Raw genomic sequence first — 25,688 nt, 5'->3', positions numbered from 1 at the left:
TCGCTTATCGAGTCGTCAAGTCAACCGGATGTCGTTGGGGTGACGATGGGAGGTTCTCGTGTTCCGGAGTGACCATTCAGGCCCCCTGCAACGTGTATGACGGGGGGAGAACCGTTGCACCCCGTACCATGGGATCTCCCTTCGGGCGTTCCACGGTACCTTGCATGATTGGGCCTGGATGGTTGCGTTCCGGAAGCGTTCGGATCGTCCCGCAAAAACCAAGACGCCCCCGGATCTCCGGAGGCGTCTTGGTGTGCAGTGCGCAGACTGTCGAGAACAATCAATCCATCTGCCGGCGCAGGAAGGTGGGGATGTCCAGGGCATCCTCGTTGTTGGTCTGCTCCAGGCTGTTGAAATCATCCAGGGTGCGCATCGGACGACGCAGGGCGCGGACGTTGCTCTTCTTGGGGTCCACACCCTCCAGGGCGGCGATCTCCTTGGCCGTCACCGGGGTCCGGCTGGAGGTCGCGCCACGCAGCGCGGCGGGTTGCTTGGCGGTGGGCTGGGTCTTGTTGGTGATGCTCTCCTTGCTCGGGAAGGCCACCTGCTCGGCCTCGCCGATGCCGGTCGCGACAACCGTGACGCGCACCGAATCCTCCATCGACTCGTCGAGCACCGCGCCCACCACGATGATGGCGTCGTCATGCACCATGTCCTTGACCACCGTGACCGCCTCATCCACCTCTTGCAGGGCCAGGTTGTAGCCGCCGGTGATGTTGATGAGCACGCCACGCGCGCCGTGGATGGAAATTTCGTCGAGGAGCGGGCTGGAGATGGCCTGGGTGGCCGCGTCGAGCGCGCGGGTGTCGCCGGTGGCCTCGCCCGCGCCCATCATGGCATGCCCCATTTCGTCCATCACGGTGCGCACGTCGGCGAAGTCCACGTTGACCAGACCGGTGATGGTGATCAGATCGGTGATGCCGCGCACCGCCTGCAACAGCACGTCGTCGGCCTTGCGGAACGCCTCGAGGATGGTGGTGTTCTTGCCGACGATGGAAAGCAGTTTCTGGTTGGGGATGGTGATCACCGTGTCAACGTGATCGCGCAGCTCCTTCAACCCCTCCTCGGCATATTGCAGACGCCGGCGCCCCTCGAATCCGAACGGCTTGGTGACCACGGCGACCGTCAGGATACCCAATTCCTTGGCGATCTGGGCGATCACCGGCGCGGCACCGGTTCCCGTGCCACCACCCATGCCGGCGGTGATGAACACCATGTCCGCGCCATGCATCGCCTCCTTGATGCTTTCACGGCTCTCTTCGGCGGAACGCATCCCCACCTCGGGTTTGGCCCCCGCACCCAGCCCTCGGGTGATGTTGGTGCCGATCTGGAGGCGGGTCGGGGCCAGATTGCGGGCCAGGGCCTGGGCATCGGTGTTGGCCACGATGAATTCCACCCCTTCGAGCTGGGCCTGGATCATGTTGTTGATGGCATTGCCACCACCACCGCCCACGCCGATGACCTTGATGCGCTGCAACGGCTCTGAAGACGTCTCGAATTCGATGGCCATGAATGAAGATCCTCTTTGCAAAAAAGAAACGCCCTGATAAACCCGCATGTTTCGGGGAGATCACGCTCTCCCGCCCGGGGACGCCCCGATGGGCGCTCCCCAAATTTCATGGGGGATGGGGAAGGGTCCCTCACCCCGACCATGGACCTCCCTGACGGGAGTTCCATGGGGACAACTCAAAACAGACCGCCGAACCAATCCTTCATGCGCTGGAACACGTTCTTGATGGGCAGTCCACCCGGCTCGGGTTGCATGCGCCGCCCCATCTCCCGTTCGTTGCGGCTGGCGAACTGCACCAGTCCCACCGCCGTGGCGTAGACCGGGGAGGATACCACGTCGGTCAGGCCACCCACCCCCTGCGGCATGCCGCGTCGCACCGGCTTGTTGAACACCTCCTCGGCCAGGTCCACCATGCCTTCGGTGATCGACGAGCCCCCGGTGAGCACCACGCCGGCGGCGATGTGCTCTTCGTAGCCGGAGCGGGCGATCTCGCGGTTGACCAGGGTGAACAGCTCCTCGACGCGCGGTTCGATGATCTCGGCCAGGATGTGGCGGGTGAGGGAACGGGCCTTGCGGTCGCCGATGCTCGGGACTTCGATGGTTTCGTCCGGAGAGACCAGGGAGGCCAGGGCGCAGCCGTACTTGCGCTTGAGCTGCTCGGCCTCGCGGGTCGGGGTGCGCAGTCCCACGGCGATGTCGTTGGTCAGATGGTCGCCGCCGATGGCCAGAACCGCGGTGTGCTTGATGTGTCCCTCGCAGAAGATGGCGATGTCCGTGGTGCCGCCGCCGATGTCCAGCAGACAGACCCCCAGCTCCTTTTCGTCCGCGGTGAGCACCGCTTCGGAGGAGGCGAGTTGCTCGAGGATGATGTCGCCCACGTCCAGGCCGCAGCGGTTGACGCACTTGACGATGTTTTGCGCCGAGGCCACCGCGCCGGTGACGATGTGGACCCGCGCCTCGAGGCGCACCCCGTGCATGCCGAGGGGTTCCTTGATGCCGTCCTGTCCGTCGAGAATGTACTCCTGGGGAATGACATGCAGAATCTCGCGATCCATGGGGATGCTCTGGGCGCGGGCCGCGTCGAGAACGCGCACGATGTCGCTCTGGGTGACCTCCCCCTCGCGGGTGGCTACCACCCCGTTCGAGTTGCCGCTCTTGATGTGTCCACCCGCGATGCCGGCGAAGACCATGTTGATCTCCACCCCGGCCATCATTTCCGCCTCCTCGATGGCCATGCGGATGCTTTCCACCGTGGAGTCGATGTCGATGACCACGCCCTTGCGCAGACCGCGTGACGGATGGGTGCCGATGCCGATGATATCCAGACGTCCGTCGGGTTGTACGTCGGCGACCACGCAGCAGATTTTGGTGGTCCCGATGTCCAGGCCGACGATCAGGTTTTGGTCCTGTTTGGGCATGCTCAACCCGAAATCTTGTGTTGATCCGTGCCCCGGAGGGCGCCTGACGCGCTGAGCGCAGTGTTTGTGGCCACGATACGAGCGATTACCTCGCGTCTTTTGCCGGGCGGTCGCTCGAACCGTTCGGATGATCAGGTGGTCGGAGCGCGTTTGAGATCGCTTTTATCGGGACGTGGTGGTTCCGGGACCGGTTCTGGCCGGATGGCGACCCGATTGGCGATGCGCAGCTCAACTTGGCGTATACGCAGATCCAATATCTTGTAACGTTTCTGTAACCTATGCAAGAGGCTAAGTTCCTGTTCCGCACGATTCGATAATAATAGCTTGACCCCCTTGCGCGTGTACAGGGTCCATCCGTCACCCGGAGTGCCGACCGCTTCGGAGATCTGGTCTTTGATCCATGCCTGCTTATCAAGCAGATTCAACAGTTTTACCGTTTGTTCCGCCTGGTGCGAGCCGGGCAGGGGGGTGATCACCGGCAGCAACAGGGGATCCCCTTTCTCAAACGTTTTGATCGGCATCCCGTACTCGTCGAGCACCATCAGCCGTTCCCCCTGGCGACTCAAGCCAACCGCGCTCTTTTCGGAGAGGGTGACCGTCAGGGTGGACGGAAAGATCCGTTTCACCCGCACCGAGTGGATCCATGGCAACATCTGCAAGCGGGTGCGGATCGTCTCCGGATCGATGGCGAGCAGGTTGGTGCCCTTGGGGGTTTCCATGGCCCCGATCGCCACCTGATTCGGAATGTTCACCAATCCACGGATGTGGATCGTCTCGAGCGGGAACCAGTTCGAGCGCTTGAGCAGCTCCCAACTCTGTCGTCCCGCGAAGATCACCAGGATCAGGAGCAGGAGGCTCAGGAAGAAGCGCGGCATCGTTCCAATCCGGCGCCCGCCAGAATCCGTTCCGCCAGTTCCTCGAAGGAGATGCCGATCGCCGCCGCCGCCTTGGGGGCCAGACTGGTGGCGGTCATCCCTGGCAGGGTGTTGATCTCCAGCACCCAGGGGGTGCCATCGCCATCCACCATCAGGTCCACCCGGTAGAGTCCGCGACAACCCGCCACCCGACCCGCCTCCAGACCGATGCGCGTGGCGCGCTCCAGGGTCGCCGGATCCACGCTCTCCGGTGGGATCAGATAGCGGGTCTCCCCCGAGGCGTACTTGGCGTTGTAGTCGAAGAATCCCGCCGCCGGACGGATTTCGATCAGAGGCAGGGGACGGTCGTCGAGAACCGCCAGGGTCAACTCGGGTCCGATGATCTCCTCTTCCACCAGGATGCGGGTTTTGCCGCTCCCGGAGGCCCGCACCGCGATCCGCAGCGCCTCCTTCAAACCCTCCCGATCGTCCACGCGGCTGATGCCGACGCTCGAGCCGGTGGCCATGGGTTTGACGAAGCAGGGCGGATTGAGGGCCAGATCCGGCAAGGAGGCCAGACTCTCCTCGCCATCGACCACCACCTCTTCCCAGGCCGGGGTGGGCAGACCCGCATCCCGGAACAGCCGTTTGCTGGCGATTTTGTTCATGCACAGGGCCGAGGGACCCACGAACGAGCCGGTATAGGGGATGCCGAGGGTTTCGAGCAGCCCCTGGATCGCGCCATCCTCGCCCCCTTCGCCATGCAGGGCCAGCACCGCCGCGGCGACGCGGTTCTTCAACAGCGCTTCGGGCAGTTCCCGACCGTTGGCCGGGTCGATGGAGATGGGATTCCAGCCGCGTTTCTCCAGGGCGCCCATCAGGGCCGCGCCGCTGCGCAGGCTCACCGCCCGCTCCGGGGAGGCGCCTCCCATCAACACCGCGATCCGTTGTCCCTCGGTCAGGGCGCGCTTGAGTTGCTCCAGCATGGCGTCACGCTCACTCCCATCCGACGAATTGGACTTCCGGCTCCAACAGGATGCCGGCGTGTTCGGCCACGCGCTCCCGTGCCCGATCGATCAGTTCGCGCATCTGTTTGGCTGTGGCCTGGCCCAGATTGATGAAAAAATTGCAATGCTTTTCCGACACCTGCGCATCTCCGACGCGCAGGCCGCGCAGGCCGGCCCGGTCCAGAAGTTCCCAGGCCTTGGGGCCGGCGGGCGGATTCTTGAACACGCTCCCCGCGCTTGGCCAGGCCAGAGGTTGAGATCGTCTCCGGTGCGCATTGAACGCGCGCATCCGCTCCCGCACCCGTGCCGGATCGTCGGGCCGGAAACGAAACCGGGCCCCGGTGAAGATCCACGCCGCGTCGATGCCGCAGTGCCGATATCCCATTCCCAACGCCGATTCGGGCAGAATATGGAGCCGGCCCGCGGGATCGACCAGATCGGCCTCCACGAGCAGATCCCGGATCTCCCCGCCGTGGGCCCCGGCGTTCATGCGCAACGCACCCCCCACGCTGCCCGGTATGCCGGCCAGAAACTCCGCGCCCGTCAACCCCCGTCGCCTGGCGAAGTGGGCCAACGCCTGGGTGGTGGCTCCGGCATCGGCATGCACCAGGGTTTCCGAATCGGCGTTCAAGGATTCGGTAATAGTATAAATCCGATTCATGGCCTGGGTCAAATCCATAACTGCACCTGGGACACCTTTATCGGAAATTAACAGATTGCTCCCCCCGCCCAGGATCACCCGCGGCAGATGGTCCGGCCAGTTGGCGAGCAGTCCGGCGATCTCCACGGCATCAACCGGGGTGATCAGCCAGCGGGCCGGGCCGCCGATCCGCCAGGTGGTGCGCGGCCCGAGGGGCACGTCGCGGCGCACCGGGAGGGTGAGCGCGCAGGGGGCGAACGGGTCCATGCCCATGCCGTCGGTCACGAGGCCGCGAAATCGCGTGCCCGGTGGGAGATGCTGCCCGCGCCCAGAAACAGGGTGACATCACCGGGTTTGAGCAGGGATTCGAGCGCCTCGCGCCAGTTCTCGCCGCCCGGCAGGGGTTGGGCCTCCACGCTGCACTTGTCGCGGATGCCGCGCACCAGCGGGGTCTGTCCTCCCTTGTCCAGGGGACCGGGGATCGGAGCCTCCCCCGCCGGGTAGATGCGATCCACCAGCACCAGGTCGGCATCCTCGAAACAGGTGAGGAACTCCGGGAACAGATCCTGCACCCGGCTGTAGCGGTGCGGCTGGAAGATGGCCACGATACGGCGCGTGCCGTAGGCTTCGCGGGCCGCGGCCAGGGTGGCGCGGATCTCCGAGGGGTGGTGGGCGTAGTCGTCGATGATCACCCGGTCCGGGCTCTCCTTGAGGATGTCGAAGCGGCGCCGCACCCCCTTGTAGCGATCCAGTCCGCGGACGATCGCCTCCCAGGGGATCTCCAGTTCCAGGGCCACGGCCACGGCGGCCAGGGCGTTTTGCACATTGTGATGACCCGGCACCGGCAGGGCCAGTTCGCCCAGGGAGCGGGATGCCCCCTCGCCGTCCGGATCCTTCAGCAGCACCTCGAAGCGGGTGCGTCCCCCCTCGCGACGGAGGTTGACCGCGCGCAGATCCGCGCCGTCGGTCAGGCCGTAGGTGATCAGACGCTTCTCCTCCAGCCGTCCCGCCAGCGCCGCCACCTGGGGATGGTCGAAACAGAGCACGCCAAGACCGTAAAAGGGGATTTTTTCGACAAAATTGAAATAAGCCTGCCGAACCGCGTCGAAGCTCTTGTAGAACTCCATGTGCTCCGGGTCCATGTTGGTGACCACCGCGATGGTGGGAAAGAGCTTCAGGAAGGTGCCATCGCTCTCGTCGGCCTCGGTGACCAGAAACTCGCCGGTGCCCAGACGGGCATTGCTGCCGAACGCCTTCACCACCCCGCCGTTGACCACCGTGGGATCCATCCCGGCCTCGCCGAGCAGGGTCGCGGTCATCGAGGTGGTGGTGGTTTTGCCGTGGGTGCCGGCTATGGCGATGCCGTATTTCATGCGCATCAGTTCGGCGAGGATCTCGGCGCGCCGAGCCACGGGAATGCGCAGCCGTTTGGCCTCGAGGATCTCCGGATTTTCGGTGGTGATCGCCGAGGAGCGTACCACCACGTCCGCCGAGCGGACCTGTTCGGCGGTGTGTCCCACGCGGATGTCGGCGCCCAGATTCTTCAGGCGCAGCACCGAGGCGTTTTCGGCCATGTCCGAGCCCGACACCTGATAGCCCAGATTGAGCAGCACCTCGGCGATACCGCTCATGCCGATGCCGCCGATACCCACGAAATGGAGTTTGCGGATTTTGTCGTACATCGATCAACCGTTTCCCTGGCGCGCCAGAAGTTGGAGAATTTCGTCCATCATGTCCGCTGCGGCCCGTGGACGGGCCAGCGTGCGCGCCCGTCTCCCGGCCCGTTCCAGCGCAGCCGGATCGCCCAGCTTGTCGGCCAGAAACGCGGTCAGCCAGGATACGTTAAAGTCTTTTTGGCTCTGGGTCCAGGCTCCGCCGGCATCGGTGAGCGGTTTGGCGTTGGCGGTCTGGTGGTCGTCGGCGGCAAAGGGGTAGGGGACCAGCAGCGACGGTCGTCCGGTGGCGGCCAGCTCCGCCACCGACGAGGCGCCGGCGCGGCTGATCACCAGATGGGCCTGGCGATAGGCGCTGGTCATCTCCGTGAAGAAGGGGGCGACCTCCGCTTCGATGCCGGCGGTTCGGTAGGCGGCGCGCACCTCCTCCAGATCCTCGGGTCGCGCCTGCTGGCGCACCTGAAGGGAAAATCCCTGCCGGTGGAGCCGGTTCAACGCCTCGGGCACGACTTCGGTGAAGATCCGCGCCCCCTGACTGCCGCCAAAAATCAGGATTCGCCAGGGTTCGCCCGGTGCCGGCGGGGTCAGGGGCGGCACGTCGCGAACCAGGCTTTCGCGCACCGGATTGCCGGTCTCCACCGCCTGTCCGGCGGGGAAATATCCGGTGGCCTGGGCAAAGCCGGTCAGGATCCGGTCCGCGAACCGGCCCAGACGGCGGTTGGTGAGGCCGGGGATGGCGTTCTGGTCGTGGAGCAGGGTGGGGATGCCGGCCAGTCGGGCGGCGATCACCGCCGGGGCCGAGGCGTAGCCCCCCATGCCGAGCACGGCGTGGGGCTGGAACTCCCGCAGCACCCGCCGCGCGGACAGGATCGCGCCGGGGATGCCCAGCAGGGTGCGTGCCCGAGCCAGAGGGCCGCGCCCCTTGAGTTTGCCAACCCGCAAGGTGACCAGTTTTTTGCCGTGCCGGGGAATCAGGCCGCACTCCATCCCCCCCTCGGCGCCGACGAACAGGGTCTCGCCACCGCCGGCCTCCCAGAGATCGGCGACCGCCAGGGCGGGAAAGAGGTGTCCGCCGGTGCCGCCTCCGGCCAGGAGCAGTTTTTTATCCATTGCGTTGCTCACGACGTTCGATCCTCATTCCCGGACCGGTCACCCCGAAGGTCCATCCCGGCTGGTGGCGCCACCCCGGCTCTGGGCCGGAAGCGTGCGCGAAAAGGCCAGCAACAGCCCGATGCTCGACAGGGTGATCACCATCGACGAGCCGCCGTAACTCACCAGAGGCAGGGTCAACCCCTTGGGCGGCAGCAACCCCATCACCACCGCCATGTTGGCGATCGCCTGGGAGGCGATCAGGGTGGTCAGACCCGCGCTGCTCAGACGCACGAAGAGGTCATCGCTCATCCGGGCGATCAACATGGCGCGCCACACCAGCAGGGCGAACAGCGCGATGATGGCCAGAATCCAGATCAGCCCCAGCTCCTCGCCGATCACCGCGAAGATGAAATCGGTGTGGGCCTCGGGCAGGTAGAACTGTTTCTGTTGTCCCTCGCCCAGTCCCGCGCCCATCACCCCGCCGCTCCCGAAGGAGATCAGGGATTGCGCCAGTTGGAAATCGCTGTTCAAGGGGTCGTCCCAGGGATCGAGGAACGAGGTGACGCGCCGGAACCGGTAGGGTGCCATGATCACCCCGGCGGCGGCCAGGGGAATGGCGGCTCCGGCCACGGCGGTGATCCAGGAGAGGGGCATGCCGGCGATGAAGATCACGGTCATGACCACCATGCCGCAGATCAGGGTGGCTCCGAAGTCGGGTTCGGCCATCAGCAGCACCGCGCCCAGGCCGAAGAGTCCCAGCAGAGGCAGAAGCCCCTCCTTGAAATAGCGCACCCGTTGCGGCTCCAGGGCCAGCAGGTGGGAGACGTAGAGGATCAGCGCCACCTTGAACGGTTCCGAGGGTTGCAGGGTGAAGAGGCGCAGATTGATCCAGCGTCGTGCCCCGCCCCCCTCCATGCCGATGCCGGGCACGAAGACCAGCACCAGCAGGAAGATCAGCACCCAGAAGGCGGTGCGACTCAGGGCGCGGATGGTGGCGATCGGCAGACGGCTCAACCAGGCCATGGCGGCCAGTCCGGCCAGGGCGAACACCGCGTTGCGCAGCGCGTAGTGGGTGGAGTCGTCGTATTTTTTCAGGGCGATGGGGGTCGAGGCGGAATAGACCATCACCAGACCCACCAGCAGCAGCACGAAGGCGGTTCCGGCCAGCCACAGGTCGATGTGGCCGAGTCCCTTGTTCTCTTCGGCGTATTTTTCGCGCCACGGGGTGGAGGGTTTAGACGAGCTCATGGACAGCCTCGCGGAATTGATCGCCGCGATCCTCGAAGTTCTTGAACATGTCGAAGGAGGCGCAGGCCGGGGAGAGCAGCACCGCCTGGCCGGAACGGGCCAGTTTTCTGGCAAGGCGCACCGCGTCGGTCATGCTGGCGGCGCGGTGCGGGGTGGGACCATCGGCGAGGGCGCGGGCCAGGTCGTTGGCCGCCTCGCCGATCAGGATCGCCTCCGCGACCACCCGCCGGGCCACCGGCGCCAGGGCGGCGAAGTCTCCCTTCTTGTCGCGACCGCCGGCGATCAGGACCACCCCGCCGCCCGCCGCCACGGAAGGGAACGATTGCAGGGACATCAGGGTGGCCCCGACGTTGGTCCCCTTGGAGTCGTTGTAGTAGTCCACCCCGTCGAGGGTGCGCACCAGCTCCATGCGGTGGGTGAGTCCGGGAAAGCTCTTCAAGACCGCGACGATCGCCTCGGGCGCGACTCCGAGCGCCAGGGCGGCGGCGGTGGCGGCGGCGGCATTGGCCTGGTTGTGGACCCCCCGGATGCGGATCGCCGCAAGCTCCACGAGGGGGACGGGCGCGGTCCCGCGTCCGTCGATCAGCCACCCCTCGGAGGCGCACACCCCGCCGGGAACCAGCCGCTCCACGGAAAAGGGGATGACTGCAAGCCCCATGGCGCGGGCGCGAGCCAGATCCGCGCCCAGATTCGGATCGTCGGCGTTGATCACCAGCCGGTCGCCGGGCCTGCCGTTGGCGAAGATGCGGCTTTTGGCCGCGCCGTAGGCGGCCAGATCCGGATAGCGATCCAGATGGTCCGGGGTGAGATTGAGATGGACCGCCACCTCGGCGTGGAAGGCAGCGATGCTTTCGAGCTGGAACGAGGAGAGTTCCAGCACGTAGGCATCCATGGAGTCCTCCCAGAGGGAGAGGGCCGGCATGCCGAGGTTGCCGCCCACGGCGGTGGCGATCCCCTGCTGTTGCAGCATCAGGCCGATCAGGGTGGTGACGGTGGATTTGCCGTTGGAGCCGGTGATGGCCAGGAAACGGGCCTGTGGGCGTTGGGCGCGGACGTGGGCGTGGAGCCACTCCACGTCGTTGATGACCGGGATTCCGGCGGCGATCAGGGTTTGCATCTCCGGCAGCGCGCGGGGCACGCCGGGGGAGAGGAGCAGGGTGGTGCAGGTCGAGAGGCTCTCCACCGGGGGCGTGGCCCCGCTCAGGGGGGTGACGCCGGGCAGATCGGCGAGTGGGGCGAGGGTGGCCGGATTGACATCCCAGGCGACCACCGGCGTGCCGCGGGCGGCCAGAAACCGGACCGCCGCGATTCCGGAGCGGCCCAGGCCGATGACGCCGACGGGTGGGGTGGGGTGGTTCATCAGCGGATCTTCAAGGTGGAGAGGCCGATCAGGGCCAGGATGATGGAGACGATCCAGAAACGCACGATGATCTTGGGTTCCGCCCACCCCTTGAGTTCGAAGTGGTGATGGATCGGAGCCATGCGAAACACCCGTTTGCCCACCAGCTTGAAGGAGAGGACCTGGATGATCACCGAGAAGGTTTCGAGCACGAAGATTCCGCCGATCACCGCCAGGACGATCTCGTGACGGGTGGCCATGGCGATGGTGCCCAGGGCGGCCCCCAGGGAGAGGGAGCCCACATCGCCCATGAACACCTGGGCCGGATAGGTGTTGAACCACAAGAAGCCCAGGGCCGCGCCCACCAGCGCGCCGCAGAAAATGGTCAGTTCGCCGGCTCCGGGAATGTAGGAGATGCCGAGATAATTGGCGAATTTGGCGTGTCCGGTCAGATAGGTGATGAACATGAAGCTGGCGGCGGTGAGAATGGTCGGTCCGATGGCCAGGCCGTCGAGGCCGTCGGTGAGGTTGACGGCGTTGCTCGAGCCGACGATCACCAGGATGGCGAAGGGAAGGAAGAACCAGGCCAGATCGAGGTTCAGCTCCTTGAAGAACGGAACCGACAGGGCGCCGAAGACGCCTGGCGAAGAGAGCTTGAGATAGAGCGCCACGCCGATGGCGAGCATGGATTGCAACAGAAATCGCACCGAGGCCGGTGCCCCCTTGGTGTTGCGTTTGGTCACCTTGTTGTAGTCGTCCCAGAAGCCGATGGCCCCGAAGCCGAGGGTGGTCAGCAGCACCATGTGGATGAACGGGTTGGCCAGATTGGCCCACAACAGGGTGGAGACCGTGATGGCCAACAGCATCAGCGCGCCGCCCATGGTGGGGGTGCCGCCCTTTTCCAACAGATGGCGTTGGGGACCGTCGGTGCGGATCGGTTGTCCGTTGGTTTGCAGCCGGCCCAGGGCCCGGATCATCCAGGGACCGACGATGAAGGAGAGGATCAGGGCGGTCAAGATCGCGCCGATGGTCCGGAAGGTGATGTATTTGAAGAGGTTGAGGACCGTCCAATGGCCGCTCAACGGGTAGAGCAGGTTATACAGCATGGTTCATCAGATCCTTGACAAGTCGCTCCATGCGCATCCCCCGCGATCCCTTGACCAGGATCACGTCGTCACGCCGGAGCTGTGTAGAGAGGTTTTCCAACCAGTTGGACGGATCGTCCCGGTGCCGGGCATCGATTCCCGGCAGATCGCGTTGCAGCGTTTCGTGCAGCGCACGCATCTGGGGTCCGGCGGTCAGAACCAGATCGATGCGATTTCTGGCGATGTCGCGGGCCAGGGCGGCGTGCAGCGACGGACTCTCCGCGCCCAACTCCAGCATGTCGCCGAGGATGGCCACCCGGCGCCGGGCCGGATGGCTGCCCAGGGAGGCGATGGCTGCCGCCATGGAGCCGGGATTGGCGTTGTAGGTGTCGTCGAGGATGGTCCGTCCTTCGGGTCCGGCGAGAACCGCCCCGCGTCCGGGCAGGGGTTGGAACGCCGTGAGCGCCGCGCCGATCGCCTCGGGGGAGGCGCCGGCCAGCCGGGCGACGCCGGCGGCGGCCAGGGTGTTGACCACCCGGTGCGGGGCGCACACTCCCAGATCCACCGTCGCGCGGGTTCCATCCGGCCAGAGGATCGTGCCGCGTCGCGCGTCGTCGCCCGGGGTCCGGGTCGGATCATCTTCCCAGCGGATGTCGGCGTCGGGTGTGGGTCCGAAGCTGATCCGCCGACAGCGGGTCGCGGCCTGCTCCAATACCGGGCGTCGCGGCTCCAAGGCCGGGATCAAACCCCAGCCGTCGGCGGGCAGGGCGGCCAGAAGCTCGCCCTTGGCGGCGGCCACCGCCCCCAAATCCGAGAACGACGCCAGGTGTGCGGGCTGGACATTCGTGACGACACCGATGGAGGGGCGGGCCAGACCCGCGAGAAAGGCGATTTCCCCTGCCGCGCTCATTCCCATTTCGACCACCGCCACCCGGCAGTCGGCGGGCATGGCCAGCAGGGTCAACGGCACGCCGATGTGGTTGTTGAGGTTGCCGGTCGTGGCGTGGACCGGCGCGCACCCGGCGCGCAGGCAGGCGGCGATCATCTCCTTGACCGTGGTCTTGCCCGAGGAGCCGGTGACCCCGATCACCAATGGCGCGACCTGGCGGCGCCAGGCGGTTCCGGCTTGACCCAGGGCGGTCAGGACATCGGGAACCCGCAGTACCGGGACCGAGGGGGGCGACGCCGGCAGGCGACTGACCAGCAGCGCGGCACAACCCCGGTGGATGGCCGCATCGATGAAGTCGTGGCCGTCGAAGTTCGGTCCGGCCAACGCGGCGAACAGCTCTCCCGGACCCACCTTGCGGCTGTCGGTGGTCACCCCGGTCAGTTCCGGATCCTCGGACGGCGCGCCAAAACCCCATTCGGCGGCGCAGGCGGCATGGATGAAGGAGAGTTTCATGGGTTGGAGCGTCCTTGAAAACCGATCTCCGCCAGATAGGCACGGGCCACCTGGGCATCGTCGAACGGGATCGGGCCATCGGCCAGGATCTGTTGGGTTTCGTGCCCCTTGCCGGCGATCAGCACCACATCTCCGGCGCGTGCCATTCCGATGGCCTGGCCGATCGCCTCGGTCCGTCCCGGAATCTCGAGGAGGCGCTCTTCCGCCCCGATCATGCCGGCGCGGATCGCGGCGCGGATCGCGGACGGATCCTCGGAGCGTGGATTGTCGTCGGTGAGGATCGTGAAGTTCGCCAGGCGTGCGGCGATCGCACCCATGAGCGGACGCTTGCCCGCGTCGCGCTCTCCGCCGCATCCGAAGAGCAGGATGCGCCGCGCCCGCGGAGAGATTTCGATCACCGTGGACAACAGCCGCTCCAGGGCATCGGGAGTATGGGCGAAGTCCACGAGAATGGTAAAGGGTTGACCGTGGCGGATCGTCTCCATGCGCCCCTTGACCGGCTGGAACCGGGCCAGTCCGTCGGCGATGGTGGTCATGTCGATGCCGATGCGGCGGCAGAGGGCGGCGGCGGTCAGGGCGTTGGCGACGTGGAATCTTCCGGCGGTCTTGAGGGTGATGGCGTGGCTCTGGTTCGGGGTGAACAACGCGAAGCGGGTGGTTTGCCAGTCGAGGCCGATCCCCTCGGCGCGGATTTCCGCCTCCGGGTGGCCCTCGAGGGTGAATCCGCTCACCGAAATCCCCATCGCCAGGCAGTCGGCGGCCAGTTCCGGCCCTTTCGGGTCGTCCAGGTTGACGACGGCGGCATCCGGATGCGGCTGGTCCAGGAACAGCCGGCGCTTGGCCTGCCAGTAGGTCTCCATGTCGCCGTGATAGTCCAGATGGTCGCGGCTCAGGTTGGTGAAGGCCGCGGCCTGCCAGGGGATGCCGGCGCAACGCGCCTGATCCAGGGCATGGGAGGAGACCTCGGCCACCACCGCCTGGCAGCCGGCCTGATGCATCGCGGCCAGGGTCGCCTGCAACGTGACCGGATCCGGGGTGGTCAGCGTCGGGGCCAGCGCGCCGCCCGGATGGCGGATGCCGGTGGTGCCGATCACTCCGATGGGAGTTTCGGCGGCATGCAGGATCGACTCGACCATCCCGGCCACGCTGGTTTTGCCGTTCGAGCCGGTCACGGCCAGCATGGTCAGCCGATCCGCCGGATGGTCGTGAAAGGCCGCCGCCAGATGGGCCAGGGCCACGCGGGGTTCGGGATGGATCAGGCTCGGAATCGGCAGCGCCCGGCTCCCGTCGTGCAGGATCGCCACCGCGCCGGCGGCGATGGCCGCGTCGATGAAGCGCCCTCCATCCGCCCGCGTGCCGGGCAGGGCGGCAAACAGCGCGCCAGGGGTCACCGCCCGTGAATCCGCGCACAACCCGGTGATCTCGACATCCGCGCCGGTCTGTCGCAAGCCTGGGCCACGGTTGGCACGGAGCAGTTCGGAGAGCCTCATTCGAGCACCAGGCGCAGTTCGCCCTCCTCTCCGACGATCTCCTGGACCACGCGACCCGATCCGGAGATTTTGGGCACGATCCCTTGGGCCTGGGCCTTTTCCAGGGCGTTGGCCAGGGAGAGCCCCTTGTAGCCCTTCTTCTCCGCAGTCTCCTCTTCCGTTGGCGGGGGAGGCGCCGGTCTGGCGCCGGGCGGGTCGGGCAGGGGCATGGGCTTGGCCTCGTCTCGTGGTGGCGGGAGCTTGAGATCCGCCGGTGTGGTGGGGAGCACCGCGAGCAGGGGCAGGATCTCTTCGGCGATCTCCCGGAAGACCGGCGCCGCAGCCAGACCCCCGTAATAGAGCTTGGTGTCCGGTTCGTCGATGCCGACAAAGATCACGATCCTGGGATCTTCCGCTGGAATCATGCCCACGAACGAGGCGAAATAACTCCCGCCCATGTACCCCTGGCGTCCCGAGGCCTTGCGGGCCGTGCCGGTCTTGCCGCCCACCGTGTAGCCGGCCACTTTGGCCTGGGCGGCGGTCCCTTCGGTGGTGACCACGGTGGTGAGAATGCGTCGCAGGGTGGCGGAGGTCTGCTCGGAGATCACCCGCCTGGGCTCCGGACGCTGGATCGAGGTTTGTTTGTGGTCGATGATCCGACCGGCCACCAGATGCGGGGGGCGCAACAGACCCCCGTTCACCGCCGCCGAGGCGGCACTGGTGATCTGGAGCGGGGTGGCCAGCACGCCGTAACCATAGGAGCGGTTGGCCTGTCCCACGAAACGGTAGTGGGTGATGTCGGCCATGGAGCCGGGCGCTTCGTTGGTCTGCTCGATGCCGGTGGGGCGCGAGAAGCCGAAGTTGAGGATGTATTGTTCGAGCACGTCGTGTTTCATCATCAGGCCGATCTTGGCCGCGCCGACGTTGGAGCTTTTCTGGATGATCTGACTGACGGTCAGGCTCTGGGGGCCGACGTGGAAGTCCCGAATGGTGCGATCGCCGATGGTGAAGCGGCCACCCTCGATGTTGATGACCGTGTTCTCCTTGATCAGGCCCAGATCCAGGGCCGCGCCGATGGTGAAGATCTTGAAGGTCGAGCCGGGTTCGTAGGCATCCAGGATGGCCCGGTTGCGACGGGTGTCCGAATGGCTCTCCAACAGATTGTTCGGGTTGAAGGCCGGTTGATTCACCATGGCCAGGATGTCGCCATTCTTGGGATCCAGGATCACCACCGATCCCGCCTTGGCCTTGCTGCGGGTCACCCCGCGCAGCAGGGCGCGGTAGGCGATGTACTGCACCGTGGAGTCGATGGTCAGCACGATGTCGTGACCGGGTTTGGCGTCGGTGATGTTCTTGACCGTCGGCATCACCCGACCCATGCGGTCCTGGGTGATGATGCGGGTGCCGGCCTGCCCCTCGAGATCCTTCTGGAACACCTTTTCCAGCCCTTCCGCCCCCTTGCCGTCGAAACCGACGAAGCCGAGAATGTGACCGGTGATCTCGCCCAGGGTGTAGTAGCGCTGCATGTTCGGGATGAAGAACAGCGCCGGATTGTTCAGATGCTGGATCTTCTGGATGATGGTGGGGGGCAGCTTGCGGGCGATGATCGGATAGGTGCCGACCTTGGCCCGTTTGAGCTTGGAACGCAGGTAGTAGCGTTCCACCCCGAGAATCGGCGCGAGTTGATCGGCCAGTTGCTGGCGATCGTGGACCTGATCGATGTCCACCGAGAGGGAGCGCACCGGCAGGCTGATGGCGAGCGTATGGCCGCGCCGGTCGAGAAACTGGCCGCGATGGCCCTGGGCGGTGATTTTCTTTTGGTACTGGCGCAGGGCGCGGCGATGCAGATCATCCCCCTGCACCACGGTCAGATCCACGGCGCGGGCGGCCAGGATCGTGAAGGCGAGCATGAAGAATCCGAGCAGGAACTTCAGGCGCATGCCGATGTTCACGGTTTCCGGCGGGCGGACGCCGGGACGGGGCTTCAGCCGCTCCGGGGTGAGGGCCGGGGAGGGCAGGGGCGCCGAGGCGGACGGGGATGACTGGCCGGCGCGGGAACGCCGGCGCATCCGGGGCAGGAGTCCGCTCAGAGTGCGCAAGCCGGCGAGCAGGCCCGCCAGACGATTGACCTTCCTGCCGGTGCTCACTCGGGTGCCTCGCGCCACTGATCGGGACGCATCGGGCGCATGCCCAGATCCTTTTTGGCCCGACGTTCGATGGTGTTCAGATCGGTGCGCGCCACCCATTCGACGCGCAGCGCCTGCTCTTGATCCAGCAGGTGCACCCGTTTTTTAAGATGACTCTCCAGGTCGCGATGGGCCTCCTGCATCCACATGCGCGAGGCGATGGTGATGGCGGCGGTGATCACCAGCAGAATCGCCAGCAGGGTATGCAGCATCCAGGGGGATTTCATTTGTTCCGCTCCCGGCGCCCGAGGGGCTCCCCGACACGCTCGATCACCCGCAGTCTGGCGCTGCGCGCACGGGGATTGGTGGCGATTTCCGTTTCGCTCGGGACGATGGAGCGGGTGTGGGGCAGACGGAAACCGGGTTCGAAGGGCGCCGGTCGGAGGGGCAACAGCGCCGCCGGTCCGCTCGGTGGCGGCGGGGGCAGGGTCAAGGCGCGAAAACGCTGTTTGACGATGCGATCTTCCAGGGAGTGAAAGCTGATCACCGCCACCCGACCTCCCGGAGCCACGGCCCGCAACGCGGCGTCCAGTCCGCTTTCCAGCTCTTCCAGCTCCCGATTCACCGCGATGCGCAACGCCTGGAAAATGCGCGTGGCCGGATGGATTCGTCCGGCATGGGGGAGGGTTTGTTCCAGCAGGGTGGCCAACTGCGTGGTGGTGGCGAACGGTTCGCGCTCGCGCCGCGCCACGATGGCGCGCACCGCTCGACGGGCATGCCGCTCCTCGCCGAGATCCCAGAACATCCGGGTCAGCGTTTCCGGGCTTTGCCGGTTGATGAGGTCCGCCGCCGTGGGGCCGTCGCTCGAAGGGTCCATGCGCATATCCAGAGGTCCGTCCAGTCGAAAGGAGAAGCCTCGTTGGCCGACATCCAGTTGCCGCGAGGAGACCCCGACATCAAAGAGAACACCATCGATCTTGCCCATCAATCCGCGACTGGCCAGGTGTGTTTCCAACCCGCCAAACGGCGCGTGGATCATTTCCAGCCGGCCCGCGAGGGTGGCGGCCAGGGCCAGACCCCGTTCGACGGCTTCCGGATCCCGATCCAGGGCGATCACCCGACCATCCGGCGCCGAGGCGGCGAGCAGCAGGCGGGCATGGCCACCCGAACCGAAGGTGGCATCGACCAGACAACCACCCGGTCGTGGGGCGAGCGCCGCCACGGTTTCCTCCGGCATCACGGCGCGGTGGCCCCCGGAGTCGTCCTGGGCCGCATGGTTGGTGGCCTCGAGCAAGCCGGCCCATCCTTTCCTTGGTGTGTTGCCTGGTGATGACGGCGCACGAGAGCGGCGCACGCGCCAGAGGGGCGCCCGGATCTTGGGATGCGCCTCCATGGGCCCAGGAGTGATTAACGCATCCGAGATTATAGATTCCGATCCGATAACCGGTCAAGACAGGCAATCGCCTGGATGGAAAATCGCGTCAAAAGCGTGAAAAAAAGGGGGTATCCCTGCCTGGGAACGGGATGGACACGGCGGATTCCCGATGCGCGCCGGGAGGCGGCGCATCCGACAGGATCAGACGCCCCTCGGCATCGGATTCCCGATGCGCGCCGGGAGGCGGGTGGAGAGGTCGAGAAAAAAGGACCGGAGTGGGCCTGTAAGCCGGGTTTTGTCCCCCGCCGCCTTGTCCCGTGGGGTGGCGGGGGGACGGTCATTCCTCTGCGATGGCCGTTGCCGGACATCTGTAGCGACCTACCCGGGGGCTGGACGGGCCGTCTTCAAACGCCCCCCTATGTGGTCTTGCTCCGGACGGGGCTTGCCGTGCCGCTCCCGTTACCGGGACGCGCGGTGCGCTCTTACCGCACCCTTTCACCCTTGCCCTCGGTTGTCGGCCCCGTGCGCGAGCACGAAGCGATCCGACAAGCGTGGCGGTTTGCTTTCTGTGGCGCTTTCCCTGGGGTTACCCCCGCCGGGGATTACCCGGCGTCCTGCCCTGTGGAGCCCGGACTTTCCTCCCACCGTTTTTCAACGGTCGGCGACCATCCGTCCCACTCCGATTGTGACTCGCGTCGCGCGTCACCTTGCCCGCATCGGGCCGGGAAGTCAAGGAGCCACGCCAACCAGCGTGACGAGCGTTGCCCCCGGATCCAACCCGCGCTGGCATCGTGTCGGCAAAAAAAGAGGCGCGTCCAAACGGATGCGCCTCTTTTTTCAAGGAACTCGATGGATCCCGACAGCGATCCTACGAGATCTGCACCACGATGTCGTGCAACACGTCGGCGGCCTCGGCCATGCGATCCGCGGTATTGGAAAGATGGCGATACAGCTCGCGACGCTTGAAGATCTCGATCACGTGGGTCAGGGCCGCCGAATGGGCGCGGGACTCGTTGTTGTCCAGGGCGCGCAGATGGGCATCGACCTGGAACAGATCGGCGATGGCGCGACGATAGGCCTTCTCGGTGTTGCGCTCGGCCTTGCGGACCGCTTCGGCATCCTGATCGGCCAGGGCCGGGGTGACACCCAGCTTCTGGAAGCCGCGCTTGAGGGCATCGACACCCTCACGCATCATCTGCACCATCTCGCGGGTGTGTTCGTCGGGCTTGAGGCCCAGACCTTCCATCTCGCGGATCGTGGTCTTGGCGTAGTTGATGATCATGTCGATGGAGGTGACGGCGCGGTAGATGTCCTCGCGGTCCATCGGGGTGGCGAAGGCCTGGTTGAGGACCGTCATGTTGCGCTCTTTGATCTCGTCGCCGCGCTTCTCGAGTTCGCGGACCTGCAGGGCCTTCTCCTCGGTGCCGGTTTCCATGAACTCGGCCAGGGCGTCCATGGTCTGGGCGCAGACATCGCACTGGTCGTTGATCATGCCGTAGAAGTCCGGCACGCGCGGGAAGACGTTGGCCAGGATTTTGGAAGCCAGGGAATTGGAGCTGCCACTCATGTTCGTTTCTCCTTGCTAAGCATGCGGGCCCGTTTTTAGGCCCGGGAATTGTTGTTTATCGAAAATCTTGACGGTTCTGTATCACAAACGAGCCTTAGATCGCACCGCCCGAGAAGACCTTGACGAGGTAGTAGGTGATGGCACCCACCGCGCCGGAGCAGGGGATGGTGATCACCCAGGTGCTGACGATCTCCTTGGCCTTGGCCCAGCGCACCGCCTTGGGACGCTCGGAGGCGCCGATACCCATGATGGCGGAGCTGACGACGTGGGTGGTGGAGACCGGGGCGCCCATCACCGCGGCGGAGAGGATCAGGGTGGCGGAGGTGAGCTGGGTGCTCATGGCATGCAGCGGGCGCACCTTGTAGATGCCGAAGCCCACCGTGCGCACGATACGCCATCCACCCGACAGGATGCCCAGGGTGATGACGATGGCGCAGGAGTAGATGACCCAGGTCGGCACCACGAACTTCTCGATGAAACCACCCAGCACCAGGATCATGGTGATGATGCCCATGCTCTTTTGCGCGTCGTTGGAGCCGTGGGAGAAGGCCAGACCGGCGGCGGTGAGGAACTGGGCCTGACGCAAGGGTTTGTTGACCGCGGGGGTGGCCTTGATCAGCAGACCGCGGATGAAGCGGGCGATGGCAAAGCCTACCCAGAATCCGAGGATCGGCGATAGGATCAATGAGGCCAGGATCTTCATGAAGCCGTTGAGTTTGCCGCTCATGAGATCGGCGACGCCCCAGATCACGTGATCCCCGCCGACGGCGGCGACAACGGCGCCGATCAGGCCGCCCACCAGGGCGTGGGAGGAGGAGGAGGGGAGACCGAACCACCAGGTCAGAAGGTTCCAGAAGATGGCGCCGAAGATGCCGCACAGGATGACCCCGATCGCGATGGCCTTGGGTACATCCCCGATGGTGATGAATTTGCCGAGGGTGTTGGCCACGGCGGTACCGCCCAGGACCGGCCCGAGCAGTTCGAAGGTGGCCACGATGATCACCGATTGAATCGGGGTCATGGCGCGCGAGGCGATGATGGTGCCGATGATGTTGGAGGCGTCGTGGAAGCCGTTGGTGTAGTCGAAGATCAAGACGATGACTACCGCCACCACGGTCAATGTATACAGGGTATCCATGAGTTCCTTTCCCTTGCGATGCATTCAAGAAGTGCGATAGCAGAGCAGGCCGATTTGTGAGCAGATGTTGTTGAAATGGTTTGGAAAACGGGCGTAAGAACGACCATCCGGTCCTTGTTTGGCTGTAGTCTTGGAATCTCGGATTGACGATTCAGCAAGCCTGTTGCCGGGATCGGTTTGGTCCTGCTCGTCGATGAAGAGTCGCGATGGAGGCATGGCGACCGCTTCCCCATGTTTCTTGAGCGGGAATGATCCGTCAAGACCGTGGAGTTGGTCTTCTGTCTCTTCTTGGATTCTTCACGTCGGGATTTGTTGCTCTCCGCGCCAAGTAAAGAACGACTCGATGGTTAGCGCGCGTCACGAATCGATCTTTGCATGGATCGGAAGGCGGAAGCCTAATTTCCCGTTGTGCCAAGTTTTCCGGGTCTCTCAACGTACCCAGCAACCGCATCATAGCCTGACGTGCGCGGGGGGGGGAAGGGTTTTCGTGGGGTGGTGCAAAATTTTTTTCTATGGAAATGACGTATTGGCTGCAGCTGTCTATTAAGTTGTTGTTTTTATTTTATATTCATTTTTATTTAACCAAACCTTCATGCAAAAAAATCGGCACCCAAAGCCGGTTTTGAGGGAAAAAGGGATCGGTTCGACGTAAAACGACGCCAACCCGTCGCCATGGGGACCGGTTCCCCCACGTGTCTTGATGAGGATTGGACCGCCCGGATCCGGGAAAGTTCCTGTGGATCGAGGAGCGATCAACCGCCCGCGTCGCCCTTGGCCGGGAACATCTCCTCCTTGCGGACCGCGGTGTAATCGAGCACCCGACCGCCGAATCCGGCGGTAAAGGCTTCGGCCTTGGCCTTGTCGCCGAACGGGACCACCTCGGAGCCGCCCATGCCCCCTTCCCGGCGCGAGCCAAGCACGAAATAGGCCTGGGTGGCATCGATCCAGGTGCCGGCCTGGGGGGTGTTCCAATCCGCGCGTCCCATGTCGTGGACATGGAAGGCGCGCACGCGGCGCGTGGCTCCTTCCAGTTGCAGATAGGCCAGGGCATCGCGGATCGACGAGAACCACAACGGCCCCGCTTCGCCGGCCACGTGGATCTGCCCCTTGGGGCCGGGATGTTCGGCCAGGCTCATGCCGCAGTAGAACCCCTTGGTGGAACTGGTGGGCTCGATGGGGGCTGGGGGCTTTTCTTCCGGGCCGTTGCCGCAGGCGGTCAACATCAGGGTGAGAAACAGAATCGCGATTCGGGTCACGCCGGGGTTCCTGTGCATCGTTCTGATCGCGCCTGGTTTTTGAGTGAGGGTTGGGGTTTGTGTCGGGCGTATGTGGTGATTCACGGATCAAGCGGGCCAATCCAAGGAGAACTATAATTCCCGGCGTCGGAAGATGGCGATTGCCGCCGCGAGGGGAACGATGGTCCAGGCGAGGAGTGCGCCGAGCAGCATGCCGGGGGAGAAATCCATTTGTCCAGAGAGTCCCGCCAGTCCGGAGAAGGTACGGGTGTTTTCGAAGGCGGTCAGATTGTACAGGCGAAAGATATCGGTCGGGTTTCCCATCAGCAGCCAGGGAAACACCGTTTCATGGATCTGTCCCTTGGTGGCGACCAGCACGCCGAGCAGTCCCATGTCGTAGAGCACGACGAACAGCAGCCACAGTCCGATCGCCACTCCGGCGGCCCCGCCCCGTTCGCGCGCGATGGCGCTGACCAGGTGGGCCAGGGCGATGAAGATCGCCCCGAGCAGCACCGAGCTGCCCACCAGGGCGGCGAAGGCGCGCCAGCTTTCCGGATCCGCCCCTTCGGTCTGGAGTCCCACCGCGACTCCGGCGGCGCCATATCCGACGATGGTGGCCACGGCCAGGACGCTGGTTTGGCCGAGGAACTTGCCGAGCACCACCTGGGCCCGGGTGACCGGGTGGGCGAGCAGCAGCAGCAGGGTGCCGCGTTCCATTTCGCCGACCAGGGCGTCGTGGGAGAGCATCAGGGCGATGAGCGGCACCAGGAAGATGGTGAGGCTGGAGAGGCTGACCACGGTCACCGCGAGGGGTTTGGCGCCGATTTGGCCGGTGGGTGCGCTGCCGAGAAAGGTGAGGGAGAAGGCCAGGCCGGCCATGAGGAGTGTGGCGCTGATCACCCAGCGGTTGCGCAGGGCGTCGCGGGTCTCCTTGTCGGCGATCACCAAGAGTGGGCTCATGGGGGGGCTCGTGAAAAAAGGGTTGTCGGGCCAGGCATGACTGGCGGGATCCAAGGGCCACGCCCTTTAGGTTTGTTTTTTATCGTTGTTTTTGGTTTTTCGCGTGCTTTACGCGATAAGCCTGTTTTCGGGCGCTGCCTCCGAACCTCCGTCGGGGACCTTCGGCCCCCGTCCCCCGCAACGGTTAACCGTCCATCCCTATCCCTCATCCTCGTCCTTATCTTTTTCACGCCCGAAATGGGCATACACATCATCCAACGTCGGCAACTGAATCTCCAGATCCTCGATCTCAACCCCACAGGCCATCAACCGCCGCAACACCGCCATCTTGTCCCGCACCGGCACCGAAAGCTCCAACTCGCTCTCCGACACCAACCGATGCATGACATCTCCCACCGACTCGGCCACAATACACGCGCGCGCGCACCTGATTCTGAAAAGAGCCGGCAGATCCGCCTGACTCCGCAAGGCATCCAACGTTCCGAACGCCTTGACCGATCCATGCTCCATGATCATCGCCAGATCGGTGCGTGCCTCAAGCTCCGTCAAGACATGCGAGGAGAGCATCACCGTCACACCCTCGGCACGCAACTCCTGAATCACCCGATAGAACTCCTGCCGCAACATCGGATCCAACCCCGTGGTCGGCTCGTCGAGCAACAACAACCGGGGACGCCCAAGCAACGCCTGCGCCAAACCCAATCGTTGACGCATTCCCTTGGAATACCCCTTCACACGCCGGTCCGCGGCATGGGAAAGTCCGACACGCTCCAACAACGCCACCTGACGACGCGGATCCTCCCCCTTCAATCGGGCGTAGTGACGCAAGGTCTCCACTCCGGTCAACTCGTCGTGAAAGGTGACATGCTCGGGCAAAAAACCGATCTGACGCCGGAAGGCAAGAGGCGCACGCAAGGGATCCTCACCCAACACCTCGACCCGACCCGCCGTCGGACGGGTCAAACCGAGCAGAAGCTTCATCAACGTGGTCTTGCCCGCGCCGTTGTGACCCAACAACGCCAGACAAACACCCGGCGGAATGGAAAAACTCACCCCGTTCAAGGCGCGATGACGCGGATACTCCTTCACCAACGCTTCCGCCAACAAGGCAGACCCACTCATGAGCGACTTCCGATGTAAAAGGAGGCTTCTGCGGGAACCGGCACCGGATCGCCGGGAGGGGCGATCAAAGGCCAACTGTCCACCACGCCGCCAGGAGAGAGCGAGGGAAAGCGTCCCTGGGCCACCCGCAGGGTTTCCATGATCGGGCTTGCCAGCAGCAGTTTCGCCAGGGGATAGTTCCACACCACCCGATCCATCAGGGTGTTGGGTCGATAGGCGACATCGGCGATGCCGTCCCCATCCAGATCAAAGGCCGGATTGTCGCTCCAGTAGTTGCCACGCCGCTCCTTCGACCACTCGTAATGGACCATGCCGGAGTATTTCACCTGGGTGTGGTTGTTGATGAAGGCGTTTTCGTGAATGGCATTTTTCTCCGACCCGCCGGTGAAGTGAATGCCGATCTCGCACCCCTCGAAACGGTTGTGGTGAATGATATTCTTGGATGAGGTGTAGATAAAGGTGCATTTTTCCCGCGTGCCGCGCACCAGGTTGTGGTCCAGGGTCGAGTGGTGCGACGAGTGGAACATCAGACCGTGATCGCGGTCGTTCAAGGAGATGTTGCGCTGGATTTTCAAGTGCTCGGAGTACATCAGGGCATAACCGACGGTGTTCTCCACCGAGATGTTGTCGGTCACGTCATTCTTGTTGGCATACATGTAGTGGACCGCGAAGCGCAACCGGGTGAAACGGTTGGCGTGGATCACATTGCCGTGGGCGGTGTGGATGTAAAGACCGTCACGACCGCCGTCGATGCGGTTGTGCTCGAAGCGGGAGCCGGTGGAGTTCCAGACGTTGATGCCGTTGCCGCGATCGTTTTCCCAAAGATCGTTGCGGTTGGCGATGTCGTTGTCGCGGATCAGGGCTCGTTGGGCACCCTGCACCGAAATGCCATACAGATTGCTGATCACATGGGTCTTCTCGACCCGCGCGTCGTCCCCGCCCTTCATCAACAGAATGCCGCTGTCCAGATCCGGCTCCACGATGCCCGAACCGGTCAGGGTCATGCCGCGAATCACGACATCGGGAGCCTGGATCACCAGGGCACTCCCCTTGCCAGCCGCGTCGATGATGGCATCCGCCGGACCTTCGAGGGTCAAGGGACGATCCACCACCGCCGCGCCATGCCAACCCGATTCCAGACGCAAGGTGTCCCCAGGCCGGGCAGCGGCGATCGCCTGGCGCAAGGACGCCTCACCGGGAGGGACCGAACGGGTCTCCGCGCCGAGCACGCCTGGGGAGAACGCAACAACAGCCAGGAGAGCGGCGACCACTGGATGACGAATGCCCCAAATCAGGCCAGGCATGACCTCTCCATCCCCACAAAGAAATCCGGCGGCCAGAATCAACCTGACCGCCGGAACCACCACTCCAGGTTGTGGGGGGAGCCCCCTCACACCCCCCATCCATGGAACGCCTCCATGCGCTCCA

At 64.8% G+C, this 25,688-nt stretch carries 21 protein-coding genes and 1 other RNA gene; all 22 read right to left on the bottom strand.

Going from position 1 to position 25,688, the window contains the following annotated elements:
* Window positions 1–280 precede the first annotated feature (280 nt).
* The 22 genes from ftsZ to ACV4UY_RS00555 all read right to left on the bottom strand — a co-directional run bounded on the left by ftsZ (window position 281) and on the right by ACV4UY_RS00555 (window position 25,564).
* A complete protein-coding gene (gene ftsZ, locus ACV4UY_RS00660; RefSeq protein ID WP_491605742.1) occupies window positions 281–1,510 on the bottom strand; it encodes a cell division protein FtsZ in 1,230 nt (409 codons plus the stop codon).
* Window positions 1,511–1,686: 176 nt separating this feature from the next.
* Entirely contained in the window at window positions 1,687–2,928 is a 1,242-nt protein-coding gene (gene ftsA / locus ACV4UY_RS00655; protein WP_420905971.1) for a cell division protein FtsA, read from the bottom strand.
* Between the two features lie 131 nt (window positions 2,929–3,059).
* Window positions 3,060–3,803, bottom strand: a complete 744-nt coding sequence (locus ACV4UY_RS00650) for a cell division protein FtsQ/DivIB (protein WP_491605741.1) — start codon at window positions 3,801–3,803, stop codon at window positions 3,060–3,062.
* On the bottom strand, window positions 3,785–4,768 hold the full coding sequence (locus ACV4UY_RS00645) for a D-alanine--D-alanine ligase (RefSeq protein ID WP_491605740.1): 984 nt from the start codon (window positions 4,766–4,768) through the stop codon (window positions 3,785–3,787). Before ACV4UY_RS00645 ends, ACV4UY_RS00650 begins: the two co-directional genes overlap by 19 nt.
* Window positions 4,769–4,778: 10 nt before the next feature.
* Window positions 4,779–5,714 carry a UDP-N-acetylmuramate dehydrogenase gene (gene murB / locus ACV4UY_RS00640; protein WP_491605739.1) on the bottom strand — a complete coding sequence of 312 codons (936 nt, stop codon included), beginning with the start codon at window positions 5,712–5,714 and terminating at the stop codon, window positions 4,779–4,781.
* Window positions 5,711–7,111, bottom strand: a complete 1,401-nt coding sequence (gene murC / locus ACV4UY_RS00635) for a UDP-N-acetylmuramate--L-alanine ligase (RefSeq protein ID WP_491605738.1) — start codon at window positions 7,109–7,111, stop codon at window positions 5,711–5,713. Before murC ends, murB begins: the two co-directional genes overlap by 4 nt.
* Before the next feature lie 3 nt (window positions 7,112–7,114).
* Window positions 7,115–8,224, bottom strand: coding sequence for an undecaprenyldiphospho-muramoylpentapeptide beta-N-acetylglucosaminyltransferase (murG, locus tag ACV4UY_RS00630; protein ID WP_491605737.1), 1,110 nt, complete (start codon window positions 8,222–8,224; stop codon window positions 7,115–7,117).
* Window positions 8,225–8,251: 27 nt separating this feature from the next.
* Window positions 8,252–9,442: a putative lipid II flippase FtsW gene (ftsW, locus tag ACV4UY_RS00625; RefSeq protein WP_491605736.1), complete on the bottom strand. Its 1,191-nt coding sequence runs from the start codon at window positions 9,440–9,442 to the stop codon at window positions 8,252–8,254.
* A complete protein-coding gene (gene murD, locus ACV4UY_RS00620) occupies window positions 9,429–10,802 on the bottom strand; it encodes a UDP-N-acetylmuramoyl-L-alanine--D-glutamate ligase (protein WP_491605735.1) in 1,374 nt (457 codons plus the stop codon). Before murD ends, ftsW begins: the two co-directional genes overlap by 14 nt.
* Window positions 10,802–11,887 carry a phospho-N-acetylmuramoyl-pentapeptide-transferase gene (gene mraY / locus ACV4UY_RS00615; RefSeq protein ID WP_491605734.1) on the bottom strand — a complete coding sequence of 362 codons (1,086 nt, stop codon included), beginning with the start codon at window positions 11,885–11,887 and terminating at the stop codon, window positions 10,802–10,804. The genes murD and mraY overlap by 1 nt, the downstream gene beginning before the upstream one ends.
* Window positions 11,877–13,268, bottom strand: coding sequence for a UDP-N-acetylmuramoyl-tripeptide--D-alanyl-D-alanine ligase (locus ACV4UY_RS00610; RefSeq protein ID WP_491605733.1), 1,392 nt, complete (start codon window positions 13,266–13,268; stop codon window positions 11,877–11,879). The genes mraY and ACV4UY_RS00610 overlap by 11 nt, the downstream gene beginning before the upstream one ends.
* Window positions 13,265–14,758 (bottom strand): UDP-N-acetylmuramoyl-L-alanyl-D-glutamate--2,6-diaminopimelate ligase, encoded by a 1,494-nt coding sequence (locus ACV4UY_RS00605; protein ID WP_491605732.1) that lies wholly within the window; start codon window positions 14,756–14,758, stop codon window positions 13,265–13,267. The genes ACV4UY_RS00610 and ACV4UY_RS00605 overlap by 4 nt, the downstream gene beginning before the upstream one ends.
* On the bottom strand, window positions 14,755–16,884 hold the full coding sequence (locus tag ACV4UY_RS00600; protein WP_491605731.1) for a peptidoglycan D,D-transpeptidase FtsI family protein: 2,130 nt from the start codon (window positions 16,882–16,884) through the stop codon (window positions 14,755–14,757). Before ACV4UY_RS00600 ends, ACV4UY_RS00605 begins: the two co-directional genes overlap by 4 nt.
* On the bottom strand, window positions 16,881–17,150 hold the full coding sequence (locus tag ACV4UY_RS00595; protein ID WP_491605730.1) for a cell division protein FtsL: 270 nt from the start codon (window positions 17,148–17,150) through the stop codon (window positions 16,881–16,883). The genes ACV4UY_RS00600 and ACV4UY_RS00595 overlap by 4 nt, the downstream gene beginning before the upstream one ends.
* Window positions 17,147–18,157, bottom strand: coding sequence for a 16S rRNA (cytosine(1402)-N(4))-methyltransferase RsmH (rsmH, locus tag ACV4UY_RS00590; protein WP_491605729.1), 1,011 nt, complete (start codon window positions 18,155–18,157; stop codon window positions 17,147–17,149). Before rsmH ends, ACV4UY_RS00595 begins: the two co-directional genes overlap by 4 nt.
* A gap of 349 nt (window positions 18,158–18,506) precedes the next feature.
* An RNA gene (gene rnpB, locus ACV4UY_RS00585) (RNase P RNA component class A) lies at window positions 18,507–18,919 on the bottom strand.
* A 187-nt stretch (window positions 18,920–19,106) separates the two neighbouring features.
* Entirely contained in the window at window positions 19,107–19,805 is a 699-nt protein-coding gene (locus tag ACV4UY_RS00580; protein ID WP_491605728.1) for a DUF47 domain-containing protein, read from the bottom strand.
* A 94-nt stretch (window positions 19,806–19,899) separates the two neighbouring features.
* Window positions 19,900–20,943 (bottom strand): inorganic phosphate transporter, encoded by a 1,044-nt coding sequence (locus ACV4UY_RS00575; RefSeq protein WP_491605727.1) that lies wholly within the window; start codon window positions 20,941–20,943, stop codon window positions 19,900–19,902.
* A 752-nt stretch (window positions 20,944–21,695) separates the two neighbouring features.
* Complete coding sequence (locus ACV4UY_RS00570; protein WP_491605726.1) at window positions 21,696–22,199, bottom strand: nitrous oxide reductase accessory protein NosL; 504 nt, start codon at window positions 22,197–22,199, stop codon at window positions 21,696–21,698.
* A gap of 111 nt (window positions 22,200–22,310) precedes the next feature.
* Entirely contained in the window at window positions 22,311–23,138 is an 828-nt protein-coding gene (locus ACV4UY_RS00565; protein ID WP_491605725.1) for an ABC transporter permease, read from the bottom strand.
* 198 nt (window positions 23,139–23,336) lie between these two features.
* On the bottom strand, window positions 23,337–24,260 hold the full coding sequence (locus tag ACV4UY_RS00560) for an ABC transporter ATP-binding protein (RefSeq protein ID WP_491605724.1): 924 nt from the start codon (window positions 24,258–24,260) through the stop codon (window positions 23,337–23,339).
* On the bottom strand, window positions 24,257–25,564 hold the full coding sequence (locus tag ACV4UY_RS00555) for a nitrous oxide reductase family maturation protein NosD (RefSeq protein WP_491605723.1): 1,308 nt from the start codon (window positions 25,562–25,564) through the stop codon (window positions 24,257–24,259). The genes ACV4UY_RS00560 and ACV4UY_RS00555 overlap by 4 nt, the downstream gene beginning before the upstream one ends.
* Window positions 25,565–25,688 lie beyond the last annotated feature (124 nt).

The organism is Candidatus Magnetaquiglobus sp. (assembly GCF_058402785.1).
Note: the sequence above shows the minus strand (reverse complement) of the source record. Positions and strands in the feature narration are given on the sequence as shown.